Raw genomic sequence first — 12,496 nt, forward strand, 5'->3', positions numbered from 1 at the left:
AGTGGCTGTCTAAAACTAATTTAAGGCCAACAAAACCAGAGCTGGCGTGGGCTCTGGTTCTTTAAGGTGCTTTCAAGTTTCAGTTAATGTCTATGTATCTTATTATCAACATTATTGGGTTGATTGTCTTTCTTGGAATTGGATGGCTTTTCTCCAAGAATCGAAAGGAAATCAACTGGAAGACTGTAGGAATCATGGTAGTATTGAACTTACTTTTAGCATGGTTCCTAGTAAGTTCAGCAGCTGGTCGTGCTGGGGTTAAAGCGGCCGCTGATGGTTTTGCTTGGATTGTTAACGTCTCTGCAAAAGGAACTGTGTTTGCATTAGGTGATTGGTATACACCAAAGAACCTTAACTTCATTTGTTCTGCATTGATGCCAATCCTTATGATTGTTCCATTGTTCGATATCTTAAACTATATTGGTGTATTACCATGGATTATTAAGTGGATCGGACGTGGACTTTCATTCATTACTGGTGAACCTAAGTTTGAATCATTCTTTGCCGTAGAAATGATGTTCTTAGGTAACACCGAAGTTTTGGCTATTTCTGGTATGCAATTACGTGCCATGAACAAGGAACGTAATTTGACGATTGCCATGATGTCAATGTCTTGTGTTACTGCTTCAATTCTTGGTGCATATATTGAAATGATGCCAGGACAATATATTCTGACTGCTGTTCCAATTAACATTATTAACTCATTGATTGCTGTAAGTATGTTAAACCCTGTTAAGGTTCCAGCTGAAGATGACACCATCGAAAAGGTTGGTGCTGAAGTTGACTCTGATAAGCGTGAACCATTCTTCAGTTTCTTGGGAGACTCAATTTTAGGTGCTGGTAAGTTAATCCTTATCATCATTGCTAACGTTGTTGCCTTTGTTGCTTTGGCAGCCTTGATCGATGCTATCTTAGCATTATTCTGGAAGGACCTTTCACTTGAAAGTATCTTAGGTGTTATCATGTTCCCATTCTCATGGTTACTTGGTTTACCTGTTCACCAAGCATGGATGCTTTCCCAAGATATGGGTATGAAATTGATTACTAACGAATTCGTTGTTATGGGTAAAGTTACTGGTGAAATCAACAGTTACGCACCTCACTTGCGGGCTGTCTTGACTGTCTTCGTAACTTCATTTGCCAACTTCGGTACTTTAGGTATGATTATTGGTGCCTTCAAGGGATTAGTTGACAAAGAAAACAACGATTACATCGCTTCAAACATTGGTTACTTAATGCTTTCTGGTATTTTGGTTTCATTATTATCAGCTGCATTTGTTGGTCTCTTTGTTTGGTAGATGACTACAAAGATTATTATGGATACTGATCCAGGTATTGATGACGCAGCTGCTTTAACAATGGCTATTAATGACCCATCATTAGACTTGAAATTAGTTACTACAGTTGCCGGTAACGTTACTGCTGATAAGACGACTGCTAACGCCTTGAAGATTATTCACTTCTTTGGTAAGGATATTCCAGTTGCCGCGGGTGCCAAGCAACCATTGATTAAGCCTTTTGAAGATGCTGCTCGAATTCATGGTGAATCGGGAATGCCTGGTTATGATTTCGGTGACGACTATGGTAAGCCACTTGATAAGACTGCTGTTGAAGCGCTTCATGACGCAATCATGGCTGAAGATGAAGTCATTCTGGTGCCAACTGGTTCATACACTAACATTGCATTACTCTTTAGCGAATACCCAGAAGTAAAGAGTCATATTAAGCAAATCGTTACGATGGGTGGTTCGTTCTCCGGTGGTAACATGACCAGTGCTGCCGAATTTAACGTCTTCACCGACCCAGACGCTGCTAAAATTATGTACAATGCAGGTGTTCCAATTGTAACTGTTGGATTGGATGTTACCTTAAAGGCGCTCTTGACTGCTGATACAATTGAAAAACTCGGTAGCCTTAATAAGACTGGTGAAATGTTGCATGGATTAATTACGCACTATAATGATGGTAATGATCAAGGTCGTCCAATGCACGATGTTAATACTATCTTCTACCTTCTTCATCCAGAAGCATTTACTACAAAGGATATGTGGGTTGATATTCAAACGGATGGTCCGGCCATCGGTGCTACTGTTGGTGACATTCGTGCTGCTTATCATGATGGTAAGACCAACGCAAAAGTTTGCTTAGACATTGATGCTGAATACTTCAATAAGTGGTTCTTAGAAGAAGTAAGCAAAATGAAATAAATGAAGAATATTATGATTGCTGGCGCTGGTGTATTAGGTAGTCAGATTGCATATCAAACGGCTTTATCTGGCTTTAATGTTAGTGTATATAACCACCATATTGATACCGCTGAACGACGGATTAAGGCGTTGAAAAGTGATTATGAACGTGACTTGCATTTGACTGATAAGGAATTTCAACAGGGCCTTGATAATATTAAAGTTATTACCGATGATATTGCGACTGCAGTTAAAGATGCTGATTTAATGATTGAAGCTTTACCAGAATCGTTAGAGTTAAAGGAACAGTTTTACGAAGAGGTTTCAGGATTAGCCCCTGAAAAAACAATCTTTGCTAGCAACTCCTCTACATTTATCCCTAGCCAACTAGCTCCTTATACTGATCGGCCAGAAAAATTTCTTAATATGCACTTTGCTAACCAAATTTGGAAATTTAATGTGGTCGAAATTATGGGCACCTCCCAAACAAGTCCAGAGGTGATTGAAGAAGCTACAAAGTTTGCCCGGGAAATAAAGATGGTTCCTGTTATTCTTAATAAAGAACAACACGGGTATATTCTGAATTCCCTTTTGATTCCGTTACTTGCATCTGGTCTTAGCTTATGGGCTAAAGGAGTTGCTGATCCAGCGATGATTGATAAGGATTGGATGATTTCGACAGGTGCACCAATGGGACCATTTGGCATTTTAGATATGGTTGGTTTACGGACGGCAGCGCAAATTGAACGGAATGCCTATGCCCAGACTAAGGATGAAAGTCATAAGGAAATTGCCGATAAGATGGAACAGATGATTCAAGAAGGGCACGAAGGAAAAGAATCGGGACAAGGATTTTACAATTATCCCAATCCAGCTTTCATGGATCCAGATTTTCTGAAGCATTAAATGAATCCTGAACAATTTCAACAAGCATTAGCTGATCATGGTATCACCTTATCAGCAGAACAAATGCAACAATTTGCTGACTATTATCAATTATTAGTTGAAACTAATGAACATGTAAATTTGACACGAATTACTGAAAAGGATGAAGTGTATTTAAAGCATTTTTATGACTCAATTACAGGAGCGTTTGCTGAACCACGCTTAGAGAGTGAAGAACTGACATTATGTGATATCGGTGCTGGTGCCGGCTTTCCTTCCTTACCGTTGAAGATCGCTTTTCCGCAATTAAAGGTAACAATTGTTGATTCGTTAAATAAGCGGATTGCTTTTCTTGAAGCCTTAGTTGCCAAACTCGGTTTAACCGATGTTACTTTGATTCATGATCGAGCAGAGACTTTTAGTGCCAAGAACAGTCCATATCGGGAGAAATTCGATATTGTTACTGCCCGTGCAGTTGCCCGCCTATCAGTTTTAAGCGAATTATGCTTGCCTGCCGCTAAAATTAGCGGGGAATTCATTGCTTATAAGGCAAGTGCAGCTCCGGAAGAACTTCAACAAGGTGGGGCAGCAATTAAACAGCTTGGTGGAAAAGTTCAAAAAACGGTGACATTGACTTTACTGGAAACTGATGAAGAACGTAATATTATTGTGATTGATAAGATAAAGGCGACCCCTAATAAATACCCACGTCGTCCAGGATTACCAAGCAAAAAACCAATTCAATAAATGGCTTTTTCATTATTTGGCATTGGAAAAAATAATTCCGATAATACAAAAAATAAGGTCGTAGAAGTAAAAATTGATCAAATTATTCCTAATCGTTACCAGCCACGGAAAGTATTTGATCAAGACGGTATCCGTGAATTAGCACAAACAATTGACGAACATGGGTTGTTACAACCAATTGTTTTACGTGAATACGAACCAGCAAAATATGAGATTATTGCTGGGGAACGTCGATACCGGGCGATGAAGCTCTTGAAGTGGGAAAAAGCGCCAGCAATAATTGAAAAGATGAGTGATCAAGAGACGGCTTCACTTGCCCTCATTGAAAATCTGCAACGGTCGCAATTGAGTCCAGTCGAAGAAGCGCAGGCCTACCGACAATTAATGGATCTGAACCATCTTACCCAATCGCAATTAGCAAAGGGAATGGGGAAGAGTCAGTCCTTTGTTGCTAACAAATTACGGTTGCTGCGTCTGATCACCCCAGTCCAAACAGCTATTTTAGATCACCGGATTACGGAACGTCATGGTCGAGCATTATTAGATTTAGATGAAAAACAACAACGTGATATGTTAATGCGGATTGTTAATGAACGGTTAACAGTTCGGCAGACAGAAGATGAAGTTGCTCGCTTATTAGGGCGTCCGTTACCTTCAGAAATTGCAGAATTAAAAGCAGCCGCTAAGCGCAAAGAATTAGCTTCTATTGAGGATCATGCTGAAGAAACAGCAGACGTTGAAGAGGTACCAGTAGAAAAGCCTGCAGAAAAGAGGCGCTCTCCTAAACGAAAGACAGCTAAGAAGGCCCGAAGCAAAAAAACTCAGCAGGCTAATGATGCGCGTTTAGCTTTAAATACGATTAAAAAGTCAATTAAGCTGGCGACAAATGAAGGCTTTGAAATTAAAATGCATGAGAAGGAAAACGGCGATACTTATCAATTAACAATTGAGATTCCGAAGAAACAGTAGATGGGTTCTGTAATTGCCCTTGCAAATCAAAAAGGCGGTGTTGGTAAAACAACAACGAGTGTTAATTTGGGTGCATGCTTAGCTGAGACTGGCCAGCGCGTCTTATTAATTGATCTTGATCCTCAAGGAAATGCAACGAGTGGTTTGGGCGTTGAAAAACAGAATATTAAGCAAAGTATTTATGATGTTTTAATTAATGAAGTGCCATTAGAGGATGTTATTCAAAAGACAAGTCACGAGGGAGTTGACATTGCTCCAACGACGATTGCCTTATCTGGAGCTGAAGTAGAATTAACTAATTTAATGGCCCGAGAAACACGGCTTAAGGATTCTTTTGGGGAAATTCGTCAAAAATATGATTTTATTTTAATCGATTGTCCACCATCCCTGGGGCTCCTGACGATTAATGCATTTACTGCTTGTGACTCAATTCTGATTCCTGTCCAAAGTGAATACTATGCATTGGAAGGTTTAAGTCAGCTTTTAAATACCATCAAGCTTGTTCGTAAACACTTCAATCCGCAACTTAAGATTGAAGGGGTTCTTTTGACAATGTTTGACCGGCGCACAAATCTTGGACAACAGGTAAATTCTGAGGTCAAAAAGTTTTTTGGTGACCAGGTTTATGATACGATTATCCCTCGTAATGTCCGTTTATCAGAGGCACCAAGTCACGGCTTAGCAATTATTGATTATGATAAAAATTCAACGGGGGCACACGTCTACCAACAATTAGCAAAGGAAGTGTTGGCTAACCATGGCAAAGAATAAATGGCAAAGAATAAAAAAGGTGGGCTTGGTCGAGGTATTGAGGCCCTCTTTGCGGAAAATGAAGTAACTGAGCTTACGGATGAAACGGTTCAAGATATCAAGTTATCGTTAATTCATCCTAATCCCTATCAACCACGGCGAACGTTTGATAAAGAGGCGTTGGCAGAGTTAGCTTCATCGATTGAAAAATCAGGGGTGTTTCAACCAATTATTCTGCGGCAAACGGATCCAAAAATTAACCGTTATGAGCTAATCGCTGGGGAGCGACGGTTTAGAGCTTCTAAGATCGCCAAACAGAAAACTATCCCAGCAATTGTGCGTAAGATGAGCGATGACCAGATGATGGAAATCGCGGTTCTCGAAAATCTTCAACGTGAAGACCTTACACCACTTGAAGAAGCGCAAGCCTATCAGATGTTAATGGATAAATTATCATTAACGCAGGCACAGGTGGCAAGCAGATTAGGAAAGAGTCGGCCTTATATTGCCAATTACTTGCGATTACTAGGGTTACCAAAAATGATCAAAGAGTTTCTTAATACTGGCAAACTATCGATGGGTCAAGCACGGACAATTCTCGGTTTAAAAGATAAGACAAAACTTGTTCCGCTTGCCCAACGAGCTGTCGAACAAAATCTTACAGTGCGACAATTGGAAGAGATTGTAACGCAGACTAATGGAACGGCCAAAAAGAAAGAAGAACGGCGGACACAACGAAAACCAATCTATATTCGAGAAGCTGAATCACAGTTGCAGAGTAAATTTGGTACAAAAGTTGCTGTCGCGCAAAGTCGGAAAAAAGGCGCAGGAAAGATCGAAATACCTTATACGTCAAATGAAGACTTTACTCGAATTCTTGAATTATTAAATATAACCTTAGATTAAATGACAGCATATGATAAAGGTGACATTGTAATGATGAAAAAGGCTCACCCGTGTGGAACTAACCGCTGGAAGATTACACGAGTGGGTGCAGATATTAAAATTGAATGCCAAGGATGTGGTCATATTGTCATGATGACCCGTCAAAAATTTGATAAGGGATTAAAAAAGGTTATCGAAAAAGCGGATCAAGATGATTAAATGTCATTAACTGCAGGAATCGTTGGCTTGCCAAACGTTGGTAAGTCAACACTTTTTAACGCAATTACTAAAGCTGGTGCCGAAATGGCTAACTACCCATTCGCAACAATCGATCCCAATGTGGGGATGGTTGAAGTTCCAGATAGTCGCCTTGACCGGATCCAGGAATTAATTCCAGCGAAGAAGATCGTCCCAACTACCTTTGAATTTACCGATATTGCCGGAATTGTTAAGGGTGCTAGTAAAGGTGAAGGACTAGGAAACAAGTTCTTGGAAAATATTCGGCAAACTGATGCAATTGTTCATGTTGTGCGGGCATTTGATGATAATGATATTACTAGTGTTTCTGGTAAAGTGGATCCAATTGAAGATATCGATACTATCAACTTGGAATTAGTAATGGCTGACTTAGATGCTGTTAATAAGCGCTTGGCAAAAGTACAGCGGGCTGCTAAGGGTCGTGATAAGGATGCTTTAGCGGAATTAGAAGTACTCAATAAGATTAAGCCAGTTCTTGAAGATGGCAAGGGTGTTCGCTCAATTGACTTTAGCGATGATGAACAAAAGATTGTCAAAGGGCTTTTCTTGTTAACAAGTAAGCCAGTCTTATACGTTGCTAACATTGCTGAAGAAGATATGGCAGATCCAGATAGCAACAAATACATGGATGCAATTAAAGAACACGTAAAAGATGACGGAGAAGTTATTGGCGTTGCAGCAGCTGCTGAAGAACAAATTGCCGAAATGGATGAAGCAGATAAAGCGGATTTCCTTGAAATGGAAGGCGTTACTGAACCAGGGTTGAACCGGTTGATTCGGGCAGCCTACAAGCTCTTGGGTCTTGAAACATTCTTTACTGCTGGTGGTCCTGAAACGCGGGCCTGGACTTATAAGAAGGGCACAAAGGCTCCACAAGCAGCAGGAATTATTCACTCTGATTTCGAACGAGGATTTATTCGAGCAGAAGTAATGAGCTTTGAAGATCTTGATGAATTAGGTTCTGAATCAGCAGTAAAGGAAGCGGGGAAGCTCCGTCTTGAAGGAAAAGATTATGTAATGCAAGATGGTGATATTGTTGAATTCCGGTTCAACGTTTAAGTGAGTGAAGAACAACCACGGAATGCACAAGCTGGTCAACGTCAAAAACAATTAGAAAAAGAACGGCGGCAAGCGAATGGGAATGCCTTTAGCAACTATGATCTAACACGAAAAAATGAAGATTTTATGTATCAATTAAATAAACAGTTGGATCGTCTCGGTGTTCCTTCAGATAAGAAAGACTCGATGCTAAAGGAAACCATTGATAAATTGCTAGCAGGACAAAAGAAGGGGCAAACTGCGCGGGCATTATTTGGTACGCCAACTGAATATGCTAAAGAATTGAAGAACCCAAAGCCAACTCCTGCTGAAGCAAGTAAGCAATCAATTAAGTTGTTAGCAATTGATAATATGCTGATTTTCTTGAGTATCTTTACTTTTATGTTTGGCTTAATGTTCTGGTTATCACCAGCTGCAATGCAAACAAAGAATGCTGGAAGCAGTGGTATTACTGCAATCTTAATCGTGGCGATCACTGGAGGATTGATTTTTGGTTATGTGGCTACCCAAGTTCAACCGCAAATTGATAAGAACGGTAAGCGGGTAAGTAAGAAGCCATTATGGCAACGAATCCTTTTGATAGTTGCTGGATTAGCAGCTTGGTTGATTATTTACATGCTTGTAAGTATGTTGCCAAATGTAATCAACCCGCGGCTTAATCCATGGGTCTACATTGGCATTGGGGTTATTACGTTCATTGGGGATATGTACTTCAGGTCCAAATTTCATGTTACAGGTTCCCTTTACGGTAATCGTGCGCCACGACGTTAAATGAAGTTAACGCAAGCGCAATTAGCAAAATACATGGATCACACAATGCTTAAACCAGAAGCTACCCCCGAAATGATTGATAAGACAGTTGAAGAAGCTCGTAAATACAATACAGCTTCAGTTTGTATCAATCCTTACTGGGTTAAGCGAGTTCATGAAGGATTAGAAGGTACTGATATTAACACTTGTACAGTTATCGGCTTCCCTCTCGGTGCAACTTCAACAGAAAGCAAAGTTTTTGAAACTAAGCAGGCAATTGAAGATGGCGCCGATGAAATTGATATGGTTATCAATATCGGTGAATTAAAAGCAGGAAATGATGATGCGGTTGTTGCTGATATCAAAGCGGTTGCTGATGCTACTCACGAAAAGGGTAAACTTCTTAAAGTTATTATTGAGAATGCTCTTCTTACTGACGAAGAAAAAGCACGTGCAAGTAAACTTACTGTAAAAGGTGATGCTGACTTTGTTAAGACTTCAACTGGTTTTTCAACTTCAGGAGCGAAGGTAGACGACGTTAAGATTATGCGTGAAGCAGTTGGACCAGACTTTAAGATTAAGGCAGCTGGTGGAATTCACAGCCTTCAAGAAGCTTACGATATGATTGAAGCTGGTGCTAACCGTTTAGGTGTTTCCGCTTCTGTTCAAATCTTAGAAGAAGCCGCAAAACAATAAATGTCATATAAACGTGTTTTTGTTATTGTAATGGACTCAGTTGGTACAGGTGCCGCTCATGACGCCGCAAAGTTTGATGATGTTGGATCAGATACGCTTGGCCACGTTGGTGAGTATTACAAAGGTGCCTTGAAGTTACCAAACCTTGGTAAATTAGGGATTAGTAATTTACGTGATACTCCGATTGAAGGTGTTCTAGTTGCTGATCCAGCTATTGGTGATTACGGTAAGATGGAAGAAATTTCTGCCGGAAAAGATAGTATGGATGGTCACTGGGAAATGATGGGTTTACCAGTAATGAAGCCATTGTCAACGTTCCCTAATGGTTTTCCACAAGAAATTGTTGATAAGCTTGAAAAATTCTCAGGACGAAAGGTTATTGTTAACAAGCCATACTCAGGGACAGAAGTAATTCATGACTATGGTGAACGTCAAATGGAGACCGGAGAATTAATTCTCTACACGTCTGGTGATTCAGTAATGCAGATTGCTGCTCATGAAGATGTTATTCCTGTTGAGGAACTCTACAAGATTTGTGAATATGCCCGGACACTTGTTAATGGTCCAGAATATACTGTTGGTCGGATTATTGCCCGTCCATATGTTGGTCCCGATAAAGATCACTTTACCCGGACTGCTAATCGACATGACTTTAGTTTGAAGCCAATTGGTGAGACTGATATGGATCGTCTTCGTGCAGCAGGGTACGATGTAATTGGTGTTGGTAAGATTAATGATATCTTCTCTGGTGAAGGGATCGATAAAGGATACCATAACGAAAGTAACATGGACGGAATGGATCATGTTGATGAAGTAATGAAGCAAGACTTTACCGGTTTCTGCTTTACAAACTTGGTTGATTTTGATGCAATGTACGGTCACCGTCGTAATCCAAAGGGCTTTGGTCAAGCATTAATGGACTTTGATAAGCGTCTAGGCAAAGTTCTTGATGAAATGAAGCCAGATGATCTTTTAATGGTAACTGCTGATCACGGTAATGACCCTGGCTTTAAGGGAACTGATCATACTCGTGAAAATGTTCCATTGCTGGTTTACTCTCCTTCAATGAACAAGCCAAATCAATCCCTTGGGTTGCGGAAGACATTCTCAGACCTTGGTGCAACTATCTTAGAGAACTTTAACGTTGAACCAGTAAAAGGTACCAGCTTCTACAAGGAAATTAGTAACGATTAAATGGTTGATATCATTGACACCAAAAGAAATGGCGGAGTCCTAAGCGATGAGCAATTACAATTCTTTGTTGATGGCGTCGTTAATGGAACGATTCCTGACTATCAAATCAGTGCTCTCCTTATGGCAATCTATTTCCAGGATATGACCAAAGAAGAACAGACGAGCCTAACAATGAAGATGATGGAGTCTGGTGAACGATTAGACTTGAGCCGAATCCCTGGAATTAAGGTTGATAAACATTCAACAGGTGGTGTTGGTGATAAAGTGAGTTTGCCACTTGCAGCAATGGTTGCCGCTACAGGAATTCCGGTTCCGATGATTTCAGGTCGTGGCCTTGGTCATACAGGAGGCACGCTTGACAAGTTAGAAGCAATTCCGGGATTTCGAGTAGAACTTTCTGAAGATGAATTCATTAATCAAGTTGCTAAAGAAAAATTAGCAATTGTAGGTGCGACTGGTGAGGTTGCGCCAGCAGATAAGAAAATTTATGGATTGCGGGACGTTACTGATACTGTTGACTCGATTCCTTTAATTGCTAGTTCAATTATGAGTAAGAAGATTGCTTCTGGAACAGATGCGCTTGTAATTGATGTTAAAACTGGTACTGGTGCCTTTATGAAGACGCTTGATCAATCAAGACTACTAGCTAAAGCGTTAGTTGAGATTGGTAAACAAGCAGGATTAAAGTGTATGGCAGTAATCTCAGATATGAATCAGCCGCTTGGGAATAAAATTGGTAATGCCCTTGAAATTGAAGAATCAATTGATGTCTTAAAAGGAAAGGGACCAAAAGATCTTACTGAATTAGTCTTGGCGCTTGGTAGTTATATGGTTGTAATGGGTGAAAAAGTACAAAATACTACTGAGGCACGAAAGATGTTAGAGCAAACTATTCAGGAGGGATCAGCCCTGGAAAGGTTTGCGGCAATGATAGAAGCACAAGGTGGAGATCCTGCTGTTGTTGATAACTACCAATTAATGCCGCAAGCTAAATACAAGATTCCTTTCAAGGCTGATCGGGATGGCGTATTGACAAAACTTTCAGCAGATGAAGTTGGAACTGCTAGCATGTTATTAGGTGGAGGTCGTCAAAAGGCAGATGACACCCTTGACTATAGTGTAGGAATCGAATTGCACCATAAACTGGGTGACCATGTTAAAGATGGCGAACCAATTTTAACTATCTATAGTAACCGCCAAGAAATTCCAGACGTAGAACAGTTATTAAAAGAAAGTATTAAAATTAGCGATGATGGCAAAGTACCGACGCTAATTCATGAAATTATTGAATAAATGAGTACACATATTAATGCAAAAATGGGTGATTACGCAGACACTGTATTACTTCCAGGGGATCCGCTACGTGCAAAATATATTGCAGAAAACTTCCTGGAAAATGTTAAACAAGTAAATTCAGTCCGGAATGCCTTTGGTTATACTGGTGAATATAAGGGTCACCGTATTTCAGTACAAGGATCTGGGATGGGAATTCCTTCGATGTCAATTTATATTAATGAGTTAGTACGCGAATTTGGTGTTAAAACCATTATCCGGGTTGGTTCTTGTGGCGGAATTGCTCCAGATGTTCATGTTCGCGATGTTCTTCTTGCCCAAGGGTCTTCAACTGATTCAGCGGTAACGGTAAATACATTTGGACCAGGATTCCATTACGCACCATTAGCTGATTTCAAGTTGTTAGATACTGCCTATCATGTAGCTGGTAAATTAGGTATTGAAACAAAAGTTGGGGATATCTTTGCTGCCGATCGTTTCTACAATGATGAGCTTGATATGGAAAAGCTTCGTGACTATGGAATTTTAGGAACAGAAATGGAATCTGCCGGACTTTACTTGTTAGCGGCTAAGCTTCATTTCCGGGCACTTTCAGTTTTGACTGTTAGTGACTTAATCTTTGGTGACGAAAAAGCAACCGCTGAAGAACGTGAACGAACATTTAATGATATGATTAATATTTCGCTTGAAACGGCAATTGCTGGAAAGTAAAAAGTGAGTGGGAATTAACCTTCTCGACAAGGCGGTGGGCTAAGGATAGAACGGTGATTAGCACGGCACGGGTTGATTATCGTTCGAACTTAGCCTCGAGCCTTGTGGTTAAT

14 protein-coding genes are annotated in these 12,496 nt (G+C 40.3%); all 14 read left to right on the forward strand.

Annotated features, from left to right (window positions below; genetic code table 11):
• Positions 1-92: 92 nt before the first annotated feature.
• Genes HHK02_RS09745 through deoD form a run of 14 tightly spaced genes read left to right on the forward strand, consistent with a single transcriptional unit; the run spans position 93 to position 12,383 of the window.
• Complete coding sequence (locus HHK02_RS09745) at positions 93-1,298, forward strand: NupC/NupG family nucleoside CNT transporter (RefSeq protein WP_003670324.1); 1,206 nt, start codon at positions 93-95, stop codon at positions 1,296-1,298.
• Entirely contained in the window at positions 1,299-2,207 is a 909-nt protein-coding gene (gene rihC, locus HHK02_RS09750; RefSeq protein ID WP_152715119.1) for a ribonucleoside hydrolase RihC, read from the forward strand.
• Entirely contained in the window at positions 2,208-3,092 is an 885-nt protein-coding gene (locus HHK02_RS09755; protein WP_003670327.1) for a 3-hydroxyacyl-CoA dehydrogenase, read from the forward strand.
• Positions 3,093-3,818, forward strand: coding sequence for a 16S rRNA (guanine(527)-N(7))-methyltransferase RsmG (gene rsmG / locus HHK02_RS09760; protein ID WP_003670329.1), 726 nt, complete (start codon positions 3,093-3,095; stop codon positions 3,816-3,818).
• On the forward strand, positions 3,819-4,787 hold the full coding sequence (locus HHK02_RS09765; RefSeq protein WP_003670330.1) for a nucleoid occlusion protein: 969 nt from the start codon (positions 3,819-3,821) through the stop codon (positions 4,785-4,787).
• Positions 4,788-5,558, forward strand: coding sequence for a ParA family protein (locus HHK02_RS09770; protein WP_003669666.1), 771 nt, complete (start codon positions 4,788-4,790; stop codon positions 5,556-5,558). It begins immediately after the preceding gene.
• Positions 5,559-6,443 (forward strand): ParB/RepB/Spo0J family partition protein, encoded by an 885-nt coding sequence (locus HHK02_RS09775; RefSeq protein ID WP_003670332.1) that lies wholly within the window; start codon positions 5,559-5,561, stop codon positions 6,441-6,443.
• Positions 6,444-6,641 (forward strand): DUF951 domain-containing protein, encoded by a 198-nt coding sequence (locus HHK02_RS09780; protein WP_003670334.1) that lies wholly within the window; start codon positions 6,444-6,446, stop codon positions 6,639-6,641. It begins immediately after the preceding gene.
• Positions 6,642-7,739 carry a redox-regulated ATPase YchF gene (ychF, locus tag HHK02_RS09785; protein WP_003670336.1) on the forward strand — a complete coding sequence of 366 codons (1,098 nt, stop codon included), beginning with the start codon at positions 6,642-6,644 and terminating at the stop codon, positions 7,737-7,739.
• Positions 7,740-8,510 (forward strand): DUF1129 domain-containing protein, encoded by a 771-nt coding sequence (locus HHK02_RS09790; protein WP_003669675.1) that lies wholly within the window; start codon positions 7,740-7,742, stop codon positions 8,508-8,510.
• Positions 8,511-9,185 carry a deoxyribose-phosphate aldolase gene (deoC, locus tag HHK02_RS09795; protein ID WP_003665386.1) on the forward strand — a complete coding sequence of 225 codons (675 nt, stop codon included), beginning with the start codon at positions 8,511-8,513 and terminating at the stop codon, positions 9,183-9,185.
• Positions 9,186-10,379 (forward strand): phosphopentomutase, encoded by a 1,194-nt coding sequence (locus HHK02_RS09800; protein WP_003670340.1) that lies wholly within the window; start codon positions 9,186-9,188, stop codon positions 10,377-10,379.
• Positions 10,380-11,672, forward strand: a complete 1,293-nt coding sequence (locus tag HHK02_RS09805) for a pyrimidine-nucleoside phosphorylase (RefSeq protein ID WP_152715117.1) — start codon at positions 10,380-10,382, stop codon at positions 11,670-11,672.
• Positions 11,673-12,383 carry a purine-nucleoside phosphorylase gene (gene deoD, locus HHK02_RS09810; protein ID WP_003665392.1) on the forward strand — a complete coding sequence of 237 codons (711 nt, stop codon included), beginning with the start codon at positions 11,673-11,675 and terminating at the stop codon, positions 12,381-12,383. It abuts the gene before it with no gap.
• Positions 12,384-12,496: the final 113 nt, after the last annotated feature.

Origin of the sequence: Limosilactobacillus reuteri (genome assembly GCF_013694365.1) — a bacterium.
GTDB lineage: Bacteria > Bacillota > Bacilli > Lactobacillales > Lactobacillaceae > Limosilactobacillus > Limosilactobacillus reuteri_E.